The organism is Streptomyces fractus (genome assembly GCF_049844455.1).
Classification (GTDB): domain Bacteria; phylum Actinomycetota; class Actinomycetes; order Streptomycetales; family Streptomycetaceae; genus Streptomyces; species Streptomyces fractus.
The window spans coordinates 4,324,799-4,343,971 of sequence record NZ_JBMYHI010000002.1; the positions used below are offsets into that span (position 1 = coordinate 4,324,799).

The 19,173-nt window shown below is 71.3% G+C and carries 17 protein-coding genes and 1 pseudogene; 8 read left to right on the forward strand and 10 right to left on the reverse strand.

The window, feature by feature from the left end; genetic code table 11:
• Positions 1-92: 92 nt before the first annotated feature.
• On the reverse strand, positions 93-320 hold the full coding sequence (locus tag ACP4E5_RS21460; RefSeq protein ID WP_425831086.1) for a DUF3263 domain-containing protein: 228 nt from the start codon (positions 318-320) through the stop codon (positions 93-95).
• Between the two features lie 10 nt (positions 321-330).
• Positions 331-1,599 (reverse strand): ABC transporter substrate-binding protein, encoded by a 1,269-nt coding sequence (locus ACP4E5_RS21465; RefSeq protein ID WP_425831088.1) that lies wholly within the window; start codon positions 1,597-1,599, stop codon positions 331-333.
• A gap of 140 nt (positions 1,600-1,739) precedes the next feature.
• Here ACP4E5_RS21465 and ACP4E5_RS21470 point away from each other — a divergent pair, with 140 nt between their 5' ends.
• From ACP4E5_RS21470 to ACP4E5_RS21480, 3 genes are all read left to right on the forward strand, one after another.
• The gene (locus ACP4E5_RS21470) at positions 1,740-2,681 is read left to right on the forward strand and encodes an ROK family protein (protein ID WP_425831090.1); all 942 of its coding nucleotides are present in this window, start codon (positions 1,740-1,742) and stop codon (positions 2,679-2,681) included.
• A complete protein-coding gene (gene nagA / locus ACP4E5_RS21475; RefSeq protein ID WP_425831092.1) occupies positions 2,681-3,817 on the forward strand; it encodes an N-acetylglucosamine-6-phosphate deacetylase in 1,137 nt (378 codons plus the stop codon). Before ACP4E5_RS21470 ends, nagA begins: the two co-directional genes overlap by 1 nt.
• A 104-nt stretch (positions 3,818-3,921) precedes the next feature.
• Entirely contained in the window at positions 3,922-4,851 is a 930-nt protein-coding gene (locus tag ACP4E5_RS21480) for a 1-phosphofructokinase family hexose kinase (protein WP_425831094.1), read from the forward strand.
• A 30-nt stretch (positions 4,852-4,881) separates the two neighbouring features.
• On the opposite strand, the gene ACP4E5_RS21485 is transcribed toward ACP4E5_RS21480, so the two are convergent.
• Positions 4,882-5,814, reverse strand: coding sequence for a carbohydrate-binding protein (locus ACP4E5_RS21485; RefSeq protein ID WP_425831096.1), 933 nt, complete (start codon positions 5,812-5,814; stop codon positions 4,882-4,884).
• A gap of 111 nt (positions 5,815-5,925) precedes the next feature.
• Complete coding sequence (gene cdgB / locus ACP4E5_RS21490; protein ID WP_425831098.1) at positions 5,926-7,626, reverse strand: diguanylate cyclase CdgB; 1,701 nt, start codon at positions 7,624-7,626, stop codon at positions 5,926-5,928.
• A 303-nt stretch (positions 7,627-7,929) separates the two neighbouring features.
• On the opposite strand from cdgB, the gene ACP4E5_RS21495 reads away from it, so the two are divergent.
• A complete protein-coding gene (locus ACP4E5_RS21495) occupies positions 7,930-8,511 on the forward strand; it encodes a flavin reductase family protein (protein WP_425831100.1) in 582 nt (193 codons plus the stop codon).
• A 238-nt stretch (positions 8,512-8,749) separates the two neighbouring features.
• On the opposite strand, the gene arfB is transcribed toward ACP4E5_RS21495, so the two are convergent.
• Positions 8,750-9,175 carry an alternative ribosome rescue aminoacyl-tRNA hydrolase ArfB gene (gene arfB / locus ACP4E5_RS21500; protein WP_425831102.1) on the reverse strand — a complete coding sequence of 142 codons (426 nt, stop codon included), beginning with the start codon at positions 9,173-9,175 and terminating at the stop codon, positions 8,750-8,752.
• 177 nt (positions 9,176-9,352) lie between these two features.
• On the opposite strand from arfB, the gene ACP4E5_RS21505 reads away from it, so the two are divergent.
• On the forward strand, positions 9,353-9,928 hold the full coding sequence (locus ACP4E5_RS21505; RefSeq protein WP_425831104.1) for a TerD family protein: 576 nt from the start codon (positions 9,353-9,355) through the stop codon (positions 9,926-9,928).
• Positions 9,929-9,993: 65 nt separating this feature from the next.
• Here the strand turns inward: ACP4E5_RS21505 and ACP4E5_RS21510 are convergent, their stop codons facing one another.
• Positions 9,994-10,386 (reverse strand): type II toxin-antitoxin system VapC family toxin, encoded by a 393-nt coding sequence (locus tag ACP4E5_RS21510; RefSeq protein WP_425831106.1) that lies wholly within the window; start codon positions 10,384-10,386, stop codon positions 9,994-9,996.
• A 663-nt stretch (positions 10,387-11,049) separates the two neighbouring features.
• On the opposite strand from ACP4E5_RS21510, the gene ACP4E5_RS21515 reads away from it, so the two are divergent.
• A complete protein-coding gene (locus tag ACP4E5_RS21515) occupies positions 11,050-12,621 on the forward strand; it encodes a M4 family metallopeptidase (RefSeq protein ID WP_425841533.1) in 1,572 nt (523 codons plus the stop codon).
• On the opposite strand, the gene ACP4E5_RS21520 is transcribed toward ACP4E5_RS21515, so the two are convergent.
• From ACP4E5_RS21520 to ACP4E5_RS21535, 4 genes are all read right to left on the reverse strand, one after another.
• Positions 12,614-14,014 (reverse strand): M1 family metallopeptidase, encoded by a 1,401-nt coding sequence (locus ACP4E5_RS21520; RefSeq protein ID WP_425831108.1) that lies wholly within the window; start codon positions 14,012-14,014, stop codon positions 12,614-12,616. The genes ACP4E5_RS21515 and ACP4E5_RS21520 overlap by 8 nt on opposite strands.
• Positions 14,015-14,063: 49 nt before the next feature.
• On the reverse strand, positions 14,064-15,200 hold the full coding sequence (locus tag ACP4E5_RS21525; protein WP_425831110.1) for a YncE family protein: 1,137 nt from the start codon (positions 15,198-15,200) through the stop codon (positions 14,064-14,066).
• Positions 15,197-15,802, reverse strand: coding sequence for an ankyrin repeat domain-containing protein (locus tag ACP4E5_RS21530; RefSeq protein WP_425831112.1), 606 nt, complete (start codon positions 15,800-15,802; stop codon positions 15,197-15,199). The genes ACP4E5_RS21525 and ACP4E5_RS21530 overlap by 4 nt, the downstream gene beginning before the upstream one ends.
• A gap of 202 nt (positions 15,803-16,004) precedes the next feature.
• Positions 16,005-16,571 carry a GlcG/HbpS family heme-binding protein gene (locus ACP4E5_RS21535; protein WP_425831114.1) on the reverse strand — a complete coding sequence of 189 codons (567 nt, stop codon included), beginning with the start codon at positions 16,569-16,571 and terminating at the stop codon, positions 16,005-16,007.
• Positions 16,572-16,923: 352 nt separating this feature from the next.
• Here ACP4E5_RS21535 and ACP4E5_RS21540 point away from each other — a divergent pair.
• Both ACP4E5_RS21540 and ACP4E5_RS21545 read left to right on the forward strand, forming a co-directional pair.
• A pseudogene (locus ACP4E5_RS21540) lies at positions 16,924-18,075 on the forward strand (sensor histidine kinase); the annotation flags it as partial.
• Positions 18,076-18,521: 446 nt separating this feature from the next.
• Positions 18,522-19,154, forward strand: a complete 633-nt coding sequence (locus ACP4E5_RS21545) for a response regulator (RefSeq protein WP_425831115.1) — start codon at positions 18,522-18,524, stop codon at positions 19,152-19,154.
• The last annotated feature ends 19 nt before the right edge of the window (positions 19,155-19,173 follow it).

Consider the following 19,173-nt stretch of genomic DNA (forward strand, 5'->3'; position numbering starts at 1 on the left):
GGGTTGCGCTCCCGGGGCTCCGCCCCGGACCCCGCTGCTCAATCGCCGCAGGGGCTTGATGATGCCGACCGAGGTGCCGCTCGCACCGACGGTCAGCGTTCCGCGCGTCTCGCGTCCCGGACGCGCCTCAAGCGATTGACGGTCACCGGAGCGAATTCCAGGGCCCGGGGGTCGTCCAGGAGTGCGTTGAGGAGCTGGTAGTAGCGGACCGGCGCCAGGTCGAGTTCCTCGCGGATCGCACGCTCCTTGGCGCCCGGCGAGGGCCACCCGCGGCCCTCGAACGTGAGCACCGCGCACTCGCGGTCGCCGAGAGGTTCCATGGCCGTCACGCTACTCGGCGGACTCCGCGGCCGCCGCGTCGTTCTGGATCGCGCCGAGGGTGCCCGCCGCGCTGCCCTGCGGCGTGACGGTGGAACCGATCTGCTTCTTGATCTCGGCGCTGACCTGGGGCCAGGACGTCTTGTTGGCCGGGTAGTACGTGGCGCCCGCGAGTTCGTCGATGAACGGGCGCAGCGCCTTGTCCTTGGCCGAGGACGTCATGGCGGTCGACGCGGAGACCGTGACCGGCGCGACGGTGTACTTGCGGGAGAAGTCGAGAACGTTCTTCTTGCTGTAGACGTAGTCGAGGAACGCCCCGGTCTCCTTGGGGTGACCGCCCTGCTTGAACGCCATCATCCAGTCGGTGACGCCCATCGTGGACCTGGGCGTGCCGTCGGGTCCCGGGATCGCCACGTCGCCGTAGTCGACGCCCTTCGCCTTGGCCATGTTCATCAGCGTGGGGTGGCCGGAGAGCATGCCGACCTGGCCCTTGGCGAAGGCCTGGAAGGCGGGCGTGCGGTTGAGCTCGGCGGGGGCGGTCGGGCCGGTGAGTCCCTTGGTGACCAGGTTGTTCTTCAGCCAGGACATGGCCTCGACGTTCTTCTTGTCGTCGAGTGCGTAGCCGCCGACGTTGTCGGTGTAGCCGCCGCCGTTGCTGAGCATCCAGATCAGCGTCTCGGCCTGCGCCTCTTCCGTGCCGAGCGGCAGCGCGAAGGGGTAGCGCACGCCCTGCGCCTTGAGCGCCTTGGCGTCGGACACGAGGTCGGCCCAGGTCTTCGGCGGCGTGATGCCGGCCTGCTTGAAGAGCTTCTTGTTGTAGAAGAGGCGGCGCGTGGACGCGGCGAACGGCATGCCGTACTGCGCGCCCTTGATCTCGCCCGCCTGGCTCATCTGGCCGACGAAATCGGCCTGGACCGGCACGGAGAGCAGCTTGTCGACGGAGTAGAGCTTGCCCGCCGCCGCGTAGTCGGCGTACGCGCCGATCTGTGCCATGTCGGGCGCGTGGCCCGCGGCGACCATGTCCTTGACCTTCTTGTCGACGACGTCCCAGGAGTAGACGTCGACGTCTACCTTGATGTTCGGGTGCTGCTTCTCGAAGGCGGCGGCGAGGTCGTCCCAGTACTTCTGGGAGCCGTTGGCGCTGGAGTCGCCGTAGTCGGCCGCGACCAGTTTCAGCGTGACATCGTCCGAGTCGCTGCTCCCACAGGCGGTGAGCAGCGACGACGCGGCCACCACCCCGAGCGCGGCCGCCACGGTCAGAGCCGTCCTCCCCTTGCGCACTGCCGCACTCCAACTGTGTCCCTCGTGCCACAGGCCTGTCCCATGGTCCCCCGGAAGGTCTACACCACATGGGCGCCGGAGCGGAAACGAGGCGCGACTGGACTAGACCTCTCAAGGGTGGACGCGCGAGACTGTCCCCCGTGAAACATGTCATCGCCCTGGACGTGGGCGGCACCGGGATGAAGGCCGCCCTGGTCGGGGCCGACGGCAATCTGCTGCACCAGGCGCGCCGGGCGACCCAGCGCGAGCGCGGCGCCGACGCGGTCGTCGAGTCGATCCTCGACTTCGCCGCCGAGCTGCGCGCGTACGGCGAGCGGAACCTCGGCGAACCCGCGGGCGCCGCCGGGGTCGCGGTGCCCGGCGTCGTGGACGAGAGCGCCGGTATCGCCCTGTTCGCGGCCAACCTCGGCTGGCGCGACGTCCCCATGCGGTCCCTGCTCAGCGAGCGGCTCGGCGGCATTCCCGTGGCGCTCGGCCACGACGTGCGCACCGGGGGGCTCGGCGAGGGGCGGCTCGGGGCGGGCAAGGACGCCGACCGGTTCCTGTTCCTGCCGCTCGGCACCGGGATCGCGGGCGCCATCGGCATCGACGGACGCATCGAGCCCGGCGCGCACGGCTCCGCCGGCGAGATCGGCCATGTCGTCGTCCGCCCCGGCGGCGTGGCCTGCGGCTGCGGTCAGCGCGGCTGCCTGGAGCGGTACGCGTCCGCGTCCGCGGTCACCCTGGCCTGGCAGGAGGCGAGCGGCGACGAGAAGGCGACCGCGGCGGACTGCGCGAAGGCCGTCGACGCGGGCGACCCGAAGGCGGTCCGGGTCTGGCAGGACGCGGTGGACGCGCTCGCCGACGGGCTCGTGCTCGCGCTCACTCTGCTGGACCCCCGCACGCTCATCATCGGTGGCGGGCTCGCCGAGGCCGGGGAAACCTTGTTCACACCCCTGCGTGCGGCCGTCGCGGAGCGCGTCACCTTCCAGGCGCTCCCCACGATCGTCCCGGCCGTCCTCGGGGACAGCGCCGGATGCCTGGGCGCGGGACTGCTCGCCTGGGACCTGCTCGCCGTCGACAACACGGAGGTAACCGCCTGATGACAGAAGCAAAGGTGCTCACCGGCGCCAAGGTGGTGCTGCCCACCGGGACCGTCACCGACGGCCGCGTCATCGTCGACGGCAGGAAGATCGCCGGAGCGGCCCCGGAGGACGCCGAGACCATCGACCTGAGCGGCCACTGGGTGGTCCCCGGCTTCGTCGACATGCACAACCACGGCGGCGGCGGCGCGTCCTTCACCTCGGGCGCCATCGACGAGATCCTCCTCGGGGTGCGCACGCACCAGCAGCACGGAACGACCACGATCGTGCCGTCCTTCGTCACCGGCGACATGGACTTCCTCGTGCAGCGCGCGGGGCTGCTCTCCGAGCTGGCCGAGCACGGCGAGATCGCGGGCATCCACTTCGAGGGCCCGTTCATCTCCCCGTGCCGCAAGGGCGCCCACGACGAGACGCTGCTCCGCGACCCCGACCCGGCCGAGGTCCGCAAGCTCATCGACGCCGCCCGCGGGCAGGCCAGGATGGTCACCCTCGCCACCGAACTGCCCGGCGGCATCGACTCCGTGCGCCTGCTCGCCGAGCACGGCGTCATCGCCGCGATCGGCCACACCGACGCGACGTACGAGCAGACGGTGGAGGCCATCGACGCGGGCGCCACGGTCGCCACGCACCTGTTCAACGCGATGCCCGGCCTCGGCCACCGCGACCCGGGGCCGATCGCGGCGCTCCTGGAGGACGACCGGATCACCGTCGAGCTGATCAACGACGGCACGCATCTGCACCCGGCCGCCCTGGAGCTGGCGTTCCATCACAAGGGCGCGGACAAGGTCGCGTTCATCACCGACGCGATGGACGCCGCCGGGTTCGGCGACGGCCGCTACATGCTCGGCCCGCTGGAGGTCGAGGTGAAGGACTCCGTGGCGCGGCTCGTGGAGGGCGGCTCCATCGCGGGCTCGACGCTGACGCTCGACCGGGCGTTCAAGCGGGCCGTGACGATCGACAAGCTGCCCGTCGAGGACGTCGTCCGCGCCATCTCGGCCAACCCGGCCGCGCTCCTCGGCCTGTACGACAAGGTGGGCTCCCTGGAGCCCGGCAAGGACGCCGACCTGGTGGTCCTCGACGCGGAGTTCGACGTCAAGGGCGTGCTGCGCAAGGGCGAGTGGCTGGTGCGTCCGTAACTCCCGGCCGATACAAGGCGGTTGGTCCGCGGCCTGGGCCAACCGCCTTGACTTTGGCATGATCGGGCCCCGTTACTGAAAGTACGTAAGGGGGGTGGGGTCCTGTGATCCTCACGGTCACGCTGAACACCGCACTCGACATCACGTACCGGGTGCGGTCGCTGCGCCCGCACGCCACGCACCGCGTCACCGAGGTCACCGAACGGCCGGGCGGCAAGGGGCTGAACGTGGCGCGGGTGCTGGCCGCGCTCGGTCACGAGGTGACCGTGACCGGGTTCGTGGGCGGCGCGACGGGCCGCACGCTCCAGGACCAGCTGCTCGGCACCCCGGGCGTCGCGGACGCCCTGGTTCCCGTCTCCGGCGCGACCCGCCGCACGATCGCCGTCGCCGACGCCTCGACCGGCGACACCACGCAGCTCAACGAGCCGGGCCCGACGATCTCGCCCGCCGAGTGGGCGGCCTTCCAGGAGGCGTACGCGGATCTGCTGCGCTCGGCCTCCGCGGTGGCGCTGTGCGGCAGCCTGCCGCCGGGCGTCCCGGTCGGCGCCTACGCGACGCTCGTACGGGCCGCGCGGGCCGCCTCGGTGCCCGTCCTCCTCGACACCAGCGGCGAACCGCTGCGCCGCGGCGTCGCGGCCCGCCCCGACCTGGTGAAGCCGAACGCGGACGAGCTGGCCGAACTCACCGGATCCCACGAGCCGTTGCAGGCCATGAAGGACGCGCGGCGGCGCGGCGCGCACGCGGTGGTCGCCTCGCTCGGCGCGGAGGGGCTGTGCGCCCTCACAGCGGACGGCGAGTGGCGCGCCCCTGCCCCCGGCCGGCTGCGCGGCAACCCCACGGGGGCGGGCGACTCGGTGGTGGCGGGTCTGCTCTCCGGCCAGGCCGACCACCTGCCGTGGCCCCAGCGCCTCGCTCGCGCGGTGGCGCTGTCCGCTGCGACGGTGGTGTCCCCGGTGGCCGGCGAGTTCGACGCGGCGACGTACGAGGACCTGGTGGGCCGGGTGGCAGTCGCCGAACGGGTCGGCGCGGCGTAACTCCCCGAGCCGCAGCGGCTTCGCAGGGGCTTAACCGCCCTGGGTGAGCCACATACGGTCGAAGTTGGCGTCGCATTTGTTGCCCTGGTCACAGGAGACCGTAATCGCGTTGGTCCCCTTGGTGAGCTGGACGATGGCCCACGTGTTGGTCCAGCCCTTCGCCCAGTCGCCTTCCTTGGCCCCGGCGAAGTTCTTCATGTTCAGCGGCCGCGACTGCTTCGTGCCGTTCACGTCGATCGTGGCGTCGGAGTCCTTGCCGGGCACCCCGTAGTCGACGTGCAGCTTGTACGCGCCGTCCTTCGGGATGTCGTTGACGGTCCAGGTCAGGCTCGCGCCCACCTTGTTGAACCCGGCGACGTACACCCCGCCGTCCGCCTTCGCGCCCTGCACGTCGGACGCGGTGGCCGTGCCACCGCTGAGCTGCAACGCCTTCGCGTCGGTCTTGGGCAGGTCGACCGCCGCGGCGGACGCCGACTTCGAGGGCTGCTCGCTCGGCTGCACCGACTGCGAGCCGCCGGACGGCTTGCCGCCGGCCTCGCCCTTGTCGTCGCCCGAGTCGTTGCTGAGCATGGCGACGCCGATGCCGATGACGACGGCCGCGACGACGGCGACCGCGCCGATCAGGAGCGCCTTCGTATTGGGCCCGCGACCGCGACCGCCACCGCGCATGGGCGCCGTCGGCGGGCCCGGCTGGCTGGGGACGCCGCCGGGCATCGTCTCAGGAGCCTGGTAGTGCGCGTTCGGCTGCTGGTACGCCTGGGTCGGCTGGGTCTGCCCGTACTGGCGCTCGCCGACCGTACGGATCTGATTGGCCCGGTAGGAGGACCGCGGGCTCGGGTAGCCGTAGCCGCCGCCCGCGCCCTCCGGCGGGGTCGCCCCGGCCGCCTGCCCGTCGGCGTACAGATAGCCGAACGGGTCGTCGTCCTCGGGCGTGGTGCTCCCGCTGTTGTTGCCGGGCGCCATCCCAGATCACTCCCTACACGTTGCTTACCTCGGCGAGGGTACCCGCTGCGAGTGACCCCACGGCGTGGCCTTGACCTCACCGGGACCGCGGAACCGCGCCCAATCTAGGGGCTATCCGGCCCGCCTGTGCTGCTTACTACGTGATCTTTTCTCTACGTACATGCGCTGGTCAGCGGATTGCAGCACTTCCTCTGCCGTCATCCCGCAGTGGGCCCAGCCGATACCGAAACTGGCCCCTACCCGCACGGCCCTGCCATCCACCCGAATCGGCGGAATGATGGCGTTCCGCAACCTGACGGCGAGGTCCTGGGCGTCCTCGCGGCCAAGCCCGTCGGCGAGCACCACGAACTCGTCACCGCCGAGCCGGGCGACCGTGTCCCCGTCGCGTACGACGCTGGTCAGCCGGCGGGCGACCTCGATGAGGACGGCGTCGCCGGCGTTGTGCCCGAACCTGTCGTTGATCGACTTGAAGCCGTCGAGGTCGCAGAAGAGGACGGCGAGGCCCTTCGTGCCGTTGTCGGCGCCGGAGGCCGCGTCGGGCTCGGGCGCGGCGACGTGCACATGGTGGTCGAAGCCGTCGAACCCGTCGTAGAGGTTCGACTGGTGCGGGACGGGGGCCCCGAAGTCGTAGCCGATCCCGGCCCCGTCGTCGCCCGCGGCGGCAGCGCCGCGGTGGTCGCCGTAGGCCGCGTCGAGGGAGTCGATGGCGTTGAGGCCGGCCTCCTGGGGGCGGCGGCACAGCCGGGCGGAGAGCCGGGCGCGCAGCTCCGCCGAGTTCGGCAGGCCGGTGAGCGAGTCGTGCGAGGCTCGGTGGGCGAGGTGCAGCTCGCGGCGCTTGCGCTCCTCGATGTCCTCGACGTGGGTGAGCAGGAAGCGCGGCCCGTCGGCGGCGTCGGCGACCACCGAGTTGCGCAGGCTGACCCAGACGTACGTGCCGTCGCGGCGGGCGAGGCGCAGCTCCGCGCGGCCGCCCTCTGCGGAGGTGCGCAGCAGGGTGCCGATGTCCTCGGGGTGCACGAGGTCGGAGAAGGAGTAGCGGCGCATGGCCGACGCCGGGCGGCCGAGGAGCCGGCACAGCGCGTCGTTGGTGCGCAGGATCCGGCCGTGCTGGTCGCCGCCCATCTCGGCGATGGCCATCCCGGAGGGCGCGTACTCGAAGGCCTGCCGGAAGCTTTCCTCACTGGCCCGCAGCGCCTGCTGCTCGCGCTCCAGGCGGACCAGGGCGCGCTGCATATTGGACCGCAGGCGCGCGTTGCTGATCGCGATGGCGGCCTGGAAGGCGTACATCTGGAGGGCCTCGCGGCCCCAGGCGCCGGGGATGCGGCCGCCCCGCGGGCGGTCGACGGAGATCACGCCGAGGAGTTCGCCGCCGGAGGCGCCCGTCGCGTACATCGGGGCGAAGAGGCGGTCGGCGGGGTGCCACTCGTCCTCGAAGCGGGGCGGCGGTCCCGCGGTGAACCACTGCGGCACGTCGTCCTCGTCGAGGACCCAGCCCTCGGTGTGCGGGATGAAGCGCAGCTCGCCCCACTGCTTGCCCATGGCGAGGCGGCGGTCCCAGGCGGCGCGGGAGCCGACGCGTCCGGTGATCAGCGCCTCGGCCGCGGAGTTGCCTGCGAAGGCGGCGACGACCAGGTCACCGTCGGGCCGTACGAGGTTCACGCACGCCAGCTCGTAGCCGAGCCCGCTCACGACTCCGTCCGCGACGGTCTGCAGGGTGTCGGCCAGACTGCGGGCGGTGTTCATGTCCGCCATCACTTCGTGCAGCTGACGCAGGGTCGCAAGACGGACGTACGGCTCCGACTCGGTCTCCATGCCCAGTTCTCCCCGAGACGTCGACAGCACTCCAGTATTCGGATCGGTTCGCTTCGCACGTGCAGCAGCACGTTCATTAGCAGTGTCGACGCCACTGAATCACAGCGAGCTGTGCACCCGGTACACAGGGTCAACAAATTATGGCCCCTGTGACTCAAGTCACAGCAGGAGATGAAGGATTGGGGCGCATTACCGGACGGGTTCTGTGTGTTTCCTGAACACGAACCGCGCCCATGGTCCTAGGACCGGCCTCGGCCATCGGCCCGATGCGGCGCGCGTGACCGCGGGGCTAGCGTTTAAGACGTGTTGAAGACGTCCCCTGCCACTTCAGTCCCCTCCTCCTCGGCCCCCACGGCCCCCTCCGGGCATGCTGAGGGGGTGAGCAACGACGAATTCCGTGCCGCCCTGTCCCGCCTGGCCGCAGGCGTCGTCCTGCTGACCTCGCACGAGCCGCAGCTCGACCCCGACGGGCCGGCCGGCGAGGACGCGGGCATGACGGCGACGGCCTTCATGTCCGTCTCCCTCGACCCGCCCCTGGTGATGGTGTCGCTGCGCAACAGCTCCCGCATGGACGACCTCCTGGACGACCAGCCGCTGTGGGCGGTCTCGGTCCTCTCGGAGTCCCAGAGCCACATCGCGGGCCGCTTCGCCATGAAGGGCCGGCTCAGCGACCGCCTTCTGTTCCAGGACATCCCGTACGTACGCGGCGAGCACACGGGGGCTCCGCTGGTGGGTGGGGCGTTGGCGACGCTGGAGTGCCGTACGGAGAACACGGTGGTGGCGGGGGACCACACGTTGGTCATCGGCCGGGTCCTGAGCGCGTCCCTCCCGAGCCCGGACGGCTCCCCCCTCCTCTACTTCCGCGGCCGCTACCGCAGCTTCTAGGCCTTGGTTCTTTACGCCCCTGCGAGATAGAGCCTTCTAGGTGCCCCCGGGGCGGTTGCCCCTTTCAAGCCCCTGCGGCGATTGAGCAGCGGGGTGTGGGGCAGCGCCCCAGGACCGCAACACCGGCGCCGCGGCTGGGGCCTCGGGGCTCTGCCCCGGACCCCGCGCCTCAATCGCCGGCGGGGCTTGATTGTCCGGGCCTCACGCCTCAACCGCCGGCGGGCGAACGGGCCCAGGCCTACCAATCCCGGCCCGAGCGGCCGCGTTTCGTGTCGGAGCGGGCCTTTTTCTGGCGGAGGCGGCGTTCGTTGACGCCGCGTGAGACACGGGTGGGCCGCCTCGGCTTCGGCGGCGGCGCGGTCGCCTCCGCCAAGAGCGCCGCGAGGCGCACCGCCGCCGTCTCCCGGTTGCGCCACTGCGAGCGATGCTCCGAGGCCCGTACGGAGATCACGCCGTCCACGAGGCGCGACGCGAGCCGCTCCAGGGCCCGCTCCTTCCACACATCGGGCAGCGCCTTCGTCGCGGCCAGGTCGAAGCGGAGCTCCACCTGCGAGTCGCTGGTGTTCACGTGCTGCCCGCCCGGCCCGGACGACCGCGAGAAACGCCACATGAGCTCGGCCTCCGGGAGGACGACCGAACCGCGGATGGGATAGGGACCGGACATGCGTCCATGGTCGCGTGCGCACGGCGGTCCGTCATCCGGTTTTCAGCCGAGTAAAGAAAGTAAAGAGACCTGGAACCTTCTCCACCCCTCACGGCGTTCATACGGGTACGAGTAGCTTCGGCTGCACGCGTACAACCACGTACGTCCGTATTTAAACGAGGGAAGGACTCCCGAACCATGGCTGTAAGCCTGTCCAAGGGTGGCAACGTCTCGCTCACCAAGGAGGCTCCGGGCCTGACCGCTGTCACCGTGGGCCTCGGCTGGGACGTCCGCACCACCACGGGTACCGACTTCGACCTCGACGCCTCGGCGATCGCGGTCAACACTCAGGGCAAGGTCTACTCGGACGGCCACTTCGTCTTCTTCAACAACAAGCAGACGCCCGACCAGTCCATCGTCCACACCGGCGACAACCGCTCCGGCGAGGGCGAGGGCGACGACGAGGCGATCAACGTCAACCTGGCGGCCCTCCCGGCCGACGTCGACAAGATCGTCTTCCCGGTCTCGATCTACGACGCCGAGACCCGCACGCAGAACTTCGGCCAGGTCCGCAACGCGTACATCCGCATCGTGAACCAGGCCGGCGGCACCGAGATCGCCCGCTACGACCTCTCCGAGGACGCCGCGACCGAGACGGCGATGGTCTTCGGCGAGCTGTACCGCAACGGCGCGGAGTGGAAGTTCCGCGCCGTGGGCCAGGGTTACGCCTCGGGCCTGGTCGGCATCGCGCAGGACTTCGGCGTGAACGTCTGACGTTCACCGTTCCGTAAGGCAGTTGGGGCGACTCCGGTGCGATGCGCACCGGAGTCGCCCCGCCTTCAAGTGGGAGCCTGAACGGACAGTCCGGCGTCACACGCAGCGTCGGCCAGCCGCTTGTCGTAGGTGACAAACGCCGTGAGATGCGGGCCCATCCGCAACGCCGTAGCCAGGTGCACAGCGCCCAGGCTCCGTACAGTCACCGGTTTCACCGTCTGTGCAAGGATCCGGGTCGCCGCATCGAGTTCCATCAACTCGATCAGATCGAGCACGGGATGCAGCCGCACCACCGCATCCGGGGCATAACGGGTCAACGCGCGCGCAGCCTCGATCTCCAGGAGGACCGAGCTCGCCCACCCGATCTCCGCCCGCTCATCGAGCCACTCGCGCAGCGCCTGCGACTCCGCCTCCGCGTGGACGAGCTTCACCACCGCGGCCGTATCGAGATAGATCATCAGCGCCCGCTTTCGCGATCACGCGCGATCTCCGCTCCAACGTCGACCCCGTCCAGCTCCCCTATCGGCATCTTCAGCACCGCACGCCGCATGGCGGCGGCCCGCTCCTTACGCAGAGCGGCTTCCAGCACTGCCTGCCGGATCGCCGCGGACCGGGAACTACCGTCGCCCGTGAGGACGTCCAGCCCGTGTTCCGTCTCGTAAGACACAACGTCTTACGCGGCAAGCGGCGGCAGTCACCGGCACCCGACCTCGGCCCCGGCAGCCTGTAAAGAGAGTTGAGGCCCGAGGAAGCCCTCCGCCGTACTGCGGCTCACAAGCGCGGCGGGCGGTCACGCCGTGGATCGGACTGCTATGAGCAGCGACGTGCGGCGACACAAGGACGGACGCAGGCGGAGGCCGTCGAGGAGAGGTCGTGCGGATCCATCGGCTGGTACACACAAGCCCGAACCGGCCACCACCCATCGATTAACGGACAACCACCCGCGCCATTCGGACACGAACCGGCAAAGTTTTGACAGGTCTCTGTCACAGGACTGATCGCGGATGCCACTCTCCCTCCACAACCCCCCACACACCCATCCCCACACGGGTACCTAAGGAGTTCGAGTGAGAATCCGCTCTACCGCTCCCCGCTTCGCCGCCCTCGTCGCGTCCGCCGCCATGGTGGTCGTCGGCGTACAGGCCGGCACCTCGGCCAACGCCGCCACCGACCGTGCGGCAGGCGCCACGGCGCTCCCCCTCAGCGCCTCGCAACGGGCCACCGCCCTCAAGGACGCACAGGCCGAAGCCCCCACCACCGCACACCAGTTGAAGCTCGCCGACGGCGAGAAGCTGGTGGCCCGCGACGTCGTCAAGGACGCCGACGGCACCACCCACACCCGCTACGAGCGCACCTTCGACGGGCTGCCCGTCCTCGGCGGCGACCTCGTCGTGCACACCGCCAAGGGCGGCGACCTCAAGGGCACCACCAAGGCGCGCAAGGGCTCCATAGCCGTGGCGTCCACGGACGCCGAAACCGGCACGGCCGCCGCGAAGAAGTCCGCGAAGTCCGCCGCGGGCGACTCGGTCAAGGGCGCCTCCGCCGGCTCCGCGCGCAAGGTCGTCTGGGCCGCCGACGCGGGCAAGGCGCCCACCCTCGCGTACGAGACCGTCGTCAGGGGCACCCAACGCGACGGCACGCCCAGCGAGTTGCACGTCATCACCGACGCCTCCGGCGACGGCAAGGTGCTGTACAAGTACCAGGCCATCGAGAACGGCACCGGCACCAGCATGTACAGCGGCGGCGTCACCGTCGGCTCCACGGCCGCGTCCGGTGGCTACGACCTCGTCGACGGCGGGCGCGGCGGCCACAAGACGTACGACCTGAAGGGCGGCACGTCCGGCACCGGCACGCTCTTCCACGACGCCGACGACAAGTGGGGCGACGGCACGGCCGCCGACCGGCAGACCGCCGCCGTCGACGCCGCCTACGGGGCCGCCGAGACCTGGGACTTCTACAAGGAGTCCCTGAACCGCAGCGGCATCGCCGGTGACGGCAAGGCCGCGTACTCCCGCGTCCATTACGGCAGCGCCTACGTCAACGCGTTCTGGGACGACAGCTGCTTCTGCATGACGTACGGCGACGGCATCGGCAACACCCACCCGCTGACCGCGCTCGACGTCGCCGGGCACGAGATGAGCCACGGGCTGACCGCCGCCACCGCGGGCCTCGACTACAGCAAGGAGTCCGGCGGCCTCAACGAGGCGACGTCCGACATCCTCGGCACGGCGGTGGAGTTCCACGCGAACAACTCCACCGACGTCGGCGACTACCTCATCGGCGAGAAGATCGACATCAACGGCGACGGCAGCCCGCTGCGCTACATGGACAAGCCCAGCAAGGACGGCAAGTCCGTCGACTCCTGGTCGCGCAACACCGGCGGCCTCGACGTGCACTACTCGTCCGGCGTCGCCAACCACTTCTTCTACCTGCTCAGCGAGGGCAGCGGGAAGAAGACCATCAACGGCGTGAACTACGACTCGCCCACGTCCGACGGCTCCACCGTCACCGGCATCGGCCGGGACAAGGCCGTACAGATCTGGTACAAGGCGCTGTCGACGTACATGACGTCCACGACCGACTACGCGGCGGCGCGCGCGGCCACGATCAAGGCGGCCGGTGACCTGTACGGCGCGAGCGGCACGGAGGCGACCACCGTCGCCGCCGCCTGGAAGGCCGTGAACGTCAACTAGCCTTCTTTGGCTTGCCGTTCCCGTACAGCCAGGTCTCCCAGACCCCGGCGAGGGCCTCGCCCTTGCCGGGGTTCTTGCGCTCCACGTAGGCCGTGAAGTCGTCCGTGTCGGCGTTCTCGTACGCGTGGTCGGTCGGCCAACTCTTCAGCAGGGCAAAGAACTTGGCGTCGCCGATCGTTCTGCGGATCTCGTGCAGCACCATCGCGCCGCGCTCGTAGACCGGGGTGTCGGAGAGGTGCGCGGCGTTCGGCGGCCGCGCGGGCGGGAAGGACCAGACGCCGTCGCTCGCGGGCCGCTTCATGATCGCCTCGAAGGTCTGCTGCGCCGTGTCCCCGCCGTGGTCCTCGTCCCACAGCCACTCCGCGTACGTGGCGAAGCCCTCGTTGAGCCACATGTCGCGCCACGACTTCGGGGTGACCGAGTCGCCGTACCACTGGTGCGCCATTTCGTGGACGAGCAGGCCGACATCGGGGGCGCCGGGGAAGACGGGCCGGGTCTGGGTCTCCAGCGCGTAGCCCACGTCGCCGTCCCGGTCGACGATCGCACCCGTGGACGAGAACGGGTACGCGCCGAACCTCTCCGCCTCCCAGTCGACGACCTCCGGCAGCCGGGCGAGAACCTTCGCGCTCGCCTTCGCCTCGTCCGGGTCGACGGCGGTGTAGACGGGGATCCCGGAGGGCGTGCGGCTCCGCTCCGTCTCGAACTTGCCGATGGCGACGGTCGCCAGATAGCTCGCCATCGGCTGCCGCACCCGCCAGTCGTAGGCGGTGCGCCGCCCGTCGGACGACCGCTTCGCGCTTCTCAACTCGCCGTTGGACACCGCCTGTACGCCGCTGGGGACGGTGATCCGGATGTCGTACGTCGCCTTGTCCGATGGATGGTGGTTGCCGGGGAACCAGGCCATGGAGCCGGTCGGTTCGCCGAGGCCGAGCGCGCCGTCGGAGGTGCGCAGCCAGCCCTCGCCCGTGCCGTCCGGGTCGGTGATCGTGACGGGTACGCCTTCGTAGCGGACGATGGCGCGGAAGGTGTGCCCCTTCGGGAGCTCGTCGTGCGGCCGCACGGTCACCTCGTGTCCGGCGCGGCTCGCCACGGCCTTCTCTCCGTCGACGGTGACCTTCCGCACCGTCAGACCCTTCAGGTCGAGGTTGAACGCGCTGAGCGCCTGGCTCGCCTTCGCGGTGATCTCTGCGGTGCCGGAGAGGTGGTGCGCGTCCGGGTCGTAGGAGAGGTCGAGGGCGTAGTGGCGGACGTCGTAGCCGCCGTTCCCGAGCTTGGGGAAGTACGGGTCGCGCAGGCCGGAGGCGCCGGGGGTGCCGTGGACGCCGCCGTCGCACGCGGCGAGGGCGGCGAGAAGGCCGAGGAGGGCTGCGGGGAGTCTGAGTCGGCGGCGCACGCCAGGATCTTATGACCCCCTTGCCCCGATACGGACGTCCGACAGGACCTCAGAGGACGGCGATCCCCAACGGCCGCTCCCCCGCCGCCAGTCGGCGGGTGTCGCCGCTGTCGAGGTCGACGACCGTGACGCCGTTCCAGTAGCCGTCGCGGGTGAAGCCTCCGGTGACGTACGCGGTCCGGCCGTCCGCGGAGACGGCGACGTCCTCGTGCGGACCGTCGAGCGGCACGACCTTCTCCTTGCCGCCGGGCGAACGGACGGTGAGCGAGGGCCCCTCGTCCGTGGACGGGTCGATGGGCCCGGTCCCGACGGCGAGGAGCGTCCCGTCGGGGGTGATCGTGACGCCGTGCTGGTGCGTGTTGGCGGTCATCCGCTCGACGGTCGAGCGGCCGGTGTCCGGGTCGACCACGACGAGCTTCTCGCCCTCGAAGGGGAGGAGCAGCTTGCCGTCGGAGGGGCGGACGGCGGCGTAGTGCGGCTTCAGCCACGAGCCGAGACCACCCTCGGTGCCGTACGGGGCGACCTCGATGCGGCGGGTGTCGCCGCCGCGGGTGTCGAGGACGGTGACGTCGAAGGAGTCGTGGTCGGTGGCGTACACCTGCCGCCCGTCGCGCGACACGTCGACGTCGAAGGGCCGGCGCCCGACGGAGGCGGTGCCGGTGACCTTCCCGGTCGTGGTGTCGATGGTCTCCAACGCCCCTTTGCCGTCAGGGACATTGACGCCGACGTACGCGTGCCTGCCGTCGGGCGCGAGGGCGATGCCCATGCCGCCGCCGCGGTACTCGCCGTCGGTGACCGGGCCGAGGCCCTCGGTCTCGTACGGGATGAGGGCCTCGCGTTCGCGGCTGTCCGTGTCGACGACGGCGACGCCCTCGGCGGTCGCGACCCAGGCCCGGCCGTCGTCACCGACGACGAGCCCGTACGGGGCGTGGCCGACCTTCACCGAGTCGAAGGCGCCCTTGCCGGGGTCCGGATCGACGAAGGAGACGGTGTCGGCGCCGAAGTCGGCGACGAGGAGGGTGCCGTCGGGGGTCTGGGCGGCTTTGCGGGTCTCGGAGGTTTCGGGGGCCTGCTTCTTCGCGGGCGAACTCGCCTTATTGGTACGGGGGTTGTTTTCGTCCTGCGTCGCGGCGCATCCGGTGGCGAGGACCGCGACGGCGACCGCCGCGAGGACCGCGCGCCTCATTGCACGGCCCGCAACAGGTCGGCGATCTCGGCGAAGCCGCGGCGTTCGGCGTGCTCAAGGGGAGTGACGCCGTCACCGTCGGGCAGGTCGGGGGTGGCGCCCGCCGTGATGAGCAGCTCGACGATCTCCTGGTGCGCGCGGCCGCCGTCGCCGAGGATCACGGCCTCCAACAGGGCGGTCCAGCCCAGCCGGTTGACGTGGTCGACGTCGATGTCGGTCTCCCGGAGCACGGCGCGCACATAGTCGACGTGGCCGCGTTCGGAGGCCGGGATGACGGAGACGCCGCCGAACCGGTTGGTGAGCTTCAGGTCGGGCCGGGCGGGCAGCAGGGCACGCATCATCTCCACGGAGCCGGTGACACCGGTCGCGAGCCACGCGCTGTCGTCCCGGTCGTCCTGGGCGTTGGGATCGGCCCCGGCCGCGACGAGGGCCTCGGCGGCGGCGACGTGATCGTTGAGGGAGGCGAGAAGCAGCGGCGTGCGCCGGTGCGGATCGCGGGCCTCGACATCGGCACCCGCCGCGAGCGCGCCCCGTACGGCGTCGGCGTCACCCTGCGCGGCGGCGGCGAGGAGCGTGCGGTCGTTGTTCTCGGTGTGCTGCATGGTGCGGCTCCATAGATCCCCTGCGCGCCGCAGGATCGTGCCGGTAGATATCGAGTGCACGTACATCGTGACTGGTCCGCTCAGTGAAAGGCTCGGACGGCCACATCAAGCCCGCCGGCGATTGAGGCGCGGGGTCCGGGGCAGATCCCCGAGGCCGCACCACCGTTGCCGGTGAAACGCGCCCCGGGACCGAAGCACGGGCTTACTTGAGGGTGGCCACGCCCGCCTGGGCGAACTTCTCGTCCAGGTCGCCGGAGGGCGCACCGGCGACACCGATACCCGCGACAGGCGCCCCGCCGGAGGCAACCGGCGCCCCGCCCGCGAGGAACAACGTGCCGGGAATGTCCTTCAGGTTCGGCGTCTGCTCAAGCCGCTTCGTCAGCTCGGACGTCGGCGCGTTCCAGGACACCGCGGTGTACGCCTTCTTCACGGCGGACTCCGGCGACTGCGGCCCCGCCCCGTCACCGCGCAGCTCGACGATCGTGTTGCCGTTGCGGTCGACGACGGCGACGGAGACCTTCTGGTTCTCCTTCTTCGCGGCCTTCAGGACGGCCTGCGCGGCATCGGTGGCGGCGTCCACGGTGAGGTGCGTGGACTCGAACGTGTTGCCGGCCTTCACGGCGGCGGGCTTGGCGGCGGCCCGCGCGGCCGGCTCCGAGTCCGCGGCGCTCGCCGAGTACGCGCCGAACCCGCCGAGGGCGATCGCGGCGGCGAGGGTGGTGCCGGTGACGACGCGGGTGCGCTTCGAGATCTTCTTGGCGTGCTGCATGGGAACGGCTCCAGAGTGGATGGGGAAGGTGCGGGAGGAGAGGTCGACCGGGAGGCGCTTGCCGTTCCGCCGTCCCGCTCTGCCCTCAATCCTGGGTCCGGAACCGGCCCGCACCCGTCGACGGACCGGCTCGACGCGGCGCGCCGGGCGGTCGACGTCGGGGTCATCCGATCGGTTGACCCCAGGGGCGTACGACCCGGCGAGAATGGGATTGTTTGCCCAGGTCGACGCCGTGAGGGAGGTGCAGGGACCCGTGACCCGCAACCGGCCGGAGCCGACCGGCGAGCGCGCCGACGACGGCGTCCACCACAGCGACGGCCACGACACCGACCTCCGCCGCCTCACCGCCGTCATGCACGCCTCGTTCTTCCTGCTCCTGGCCGTGGCCCTGGCGCGCTTCCTGCTGCGCCACTCGCACGACGGGCGCACCCCGTGGATCGTCGCGCTCTCCGCGGTCCTGGCGCTCGTGTACGGGGCCGGGCTCGTGCGGGGCGTCGGGGAGCGGGCCACGGTCGGGCAGAGGGTGTGGCTGACGCTGGTGGTCGTGGTGTGGGTGGTGCTCGTGGTGCTCGCGCCGAGCTTCGCGTGGTGCGCCGTGCCGCTCTTCTACACGGGCCTGCGTACGCTTCCGACCCGCGCCGCGCTCGTCCTGGTGGGGCTCCTGACGGTGCTCGTCATCCTCGCCCAGCTGCGGCTCGCCGGGCGCCTCGACCCGGACCTGCTGCTCGGCCCGCCGGCCGTCGTGGTGATCGCCACCGCCGTGTTCCTCCAGATGGAACGGCAGGCCGCACGGCAGCGCAGGCTCATCGACGACCTGATCCGCACCCGCCGCGAACTGGCCGCTTCCGAACGCCGCGAGGGCACCCTCGCCGAGCGGCAGCGGCTCTCCATGGAGATCCACGACACCCTGGCGCAGGGCCTGTCCAGCCAGCAAATGCTGTTGCAGGCGGCGCAGCGGGTGTGGGAGGCCGACCCCGGCAAGGCCCGCGCGCATGTCGGCACGGCCGCGTCGATCGCCGAGCACAACCTCACCGAGGCGCGCCGCTTCGTGCACGATCTGGCCCCCGCCGACCTGGCCCGTGGTCTGGCGGAGGCGCTGCGGGCCGTGGCGGCGCGGGAGTCCGGGGACCGGCTCACCGTGCAGGTCCGGGTCGACGACGACGGGCGTGCGGACCGGCTGCCCGACCGGGTGCAGTCGGCGTTGCTGCGGATCGCGCAGGGCGCGCTGGCCAACGTGCGGGAGCACTCCGCGGCCCGTGGCGCCGTGCTCACGCTGACGTTGCTCGACGACCAGGTCGTGCTTGACGTCGCCGACGACGGGCGGGGGTTCGATCCGGCCGCGTTGCCCTCCGGGGGGTCCGGGGTGCGGGGGCACGGGATTCCGGCGATCCGGGCGCGGGTGCGGCAGCTGGGTGGCACGTTGTCCCTCGAGTCGGCGCCGGGGGAGGGAGCGGTGGTGTCCGCCTCGATCCCTCTGTCACCGGCGACGGGGTTGACGCCTCGGGGCTCCGCCCCGGACCCCGCTGCTCAATCGCCGCAGGGGCTTGAATTGCCCACCCGTCCCCCGGCCCACGACCACTCACCCGGCACGGGGGCGGATGCGCCCGACCGTCCCCGGGCCCGCGACCGTTCACCCGACACGGGCGCGGATATACCCACCCATCCCCCGGACCACGACCACTCACCCGACACGGGCGCGGATGTACCGGACCGGCAACGGGCCCGCGACCGTTCACCCGGCACGGGCGCGGATATACCCACCCGTCCCCCGGCCCACGACCACTCACCCGGCACGGGGGCGGATGTGCCCGACCGGCACCGGGCCCGCGACCGTTCACCCGACACCGGCGCAGATATACCCACCCGTCCCCAGGCCCACGACCACTCACCCGGCACGGGCGCGGACATGCCCGACCGGCGTCGGCGGTCGGACGATGAGACGGAGCCGTCATGACGGAGCCCATCCGCATCCTCCTCTGCGACGACCACATCGTCGTCCGTGCCGGGCTGCTCGCGCTGCTCGACAGCACCCCGGACATCGAGGTCGTCGGGGAGGCCGGGACCGGGGAGGAGGCGATCGCGCTCGCCGCGAAGCTGCGGCCCGACGTCGTCCTCATGGACCTCCAGCTCGGCACGGGCATGGACGGCGTGGAGACGACCCGCCGCCTCACCTCGGGACCGGCACCCACCCCGCACGTCCTGGTCCTGACCACCTACGACACCGACGCCGACATCACCCGCGCCATCGAGGCGGGCGCGACGGGCTACCTCCTCAAGGCCGAGCGCCCGGAGGAACTCTTCGCCGCGATCCACGCCGCCGCGCAGGGGCACACCGCCCTCTCCGCCCCGGTCGCCAGCCGCGTCATGGCCAATATGCGCAAGCCGCGGCCCACCCTCACCGACCGCGAGCGCGACATCCTCGCCCAGCTGGCGCACGGGCTCGGCAACCGGGAGATCGCCAAGGCCCTGTTCATCAGCGAGGCCACGGTCAAGACCCACCTGGGCCGGATCTACGACAAGCTCGGCGTGGACACCCGGGCCGGCGCCGTCGCCGTCGCCAAGGAGCAGCGCCTGCTGCCGTGAGCCCGCCCCTTTCGCGCAT

Bases quoted from the DNA above. Each gene is read 5' to 3' on its own strand.
- ACP4E5_RS21460 (WP_425831086.1), bottom strand. From the start codon at position 320: ATGGAACCTCTCGGCGACCGCGAGTGCGCGGTGCTCACGTTCGAGGGC.
- nagA (WP_425831092.1), top strand. From the start codon at position 2,681: ATGACAGAAGCAAAGGTGCTCACCGGCGCCAAGGTGGTGCTGCCCACC.
- ACP4E5_RS21485 (WP_425831096.1), bottom strand. From the start codon at position 5,814: ATGGCGCCCGGCAACAACAGCGGGAGCACCACGCCCGAGGACGACGAC.
- cdgB (WP_425831098.1), bottom strand. From the start codon at position 7,626: ATGGAGACCGAGTCGGAGCCGTACGTCCGTCTTGCGACCCTGCGTCAG.
- arfB (WP_425831102.1), bottom strand. From the start codon at position 9,175: ATGTCCGGTCCCTATCCCATCCGCGGTTCGGTCGTCCTCCCGGAGGCC.
- ACP4E5_RS21505 (WP_425831104.1), top strand. From the start codon at position 9,353: ATGGCTGTAAGCCTGTCCAAGGGTGGCAACGTCTCGCTCACCAAGGAG.
- ACP4E5_RS21510 (WP_425831106.1), bottom strand. From the start codon at position 10,386: ATGATCTATCTCGATACGGCCGCGGTGGTGAAGCTCGTCCACGCGGAG.
- ACP4E5_RS21515 (WP_425841533.1), top strand. From the start codon at position 11,050: ATGGTGGTCGTCGGCGTACAGGCCGGCACCTCGGCCAACGCCGCCACC.
- ACP4E5_RS21525 (WP_425831110.1), bottom strand. From the start codon at position 15,200: ATGAGGCGCGCGGTCCTCGCGGCGGTCGCCGTCGCGGTCCTCGCCACC.
- ACP4E5_RS21530 (WP_425831112.1), bottom strand. From the start codon at position 15,802: ATGCAGCACACCGAGAACAACGACCGCACGCTCCTCGCCGCCGCCGCG.
- ACP4E5_RS21535 (WP_425831114.1), bottom strand. From the start codon at position 16,571: ATGCAGCACGCCAAGAAGATCTCGAAGCGCACCCGCGTCGTCACCGGC.
- ACP4E5_RS21545 (WP_425831115.1), top strand. From the start codon at position 18,522: ATGACGGAGCCCATCCGCATCCTCCTCTGCGACGACCACATCGTCGTC.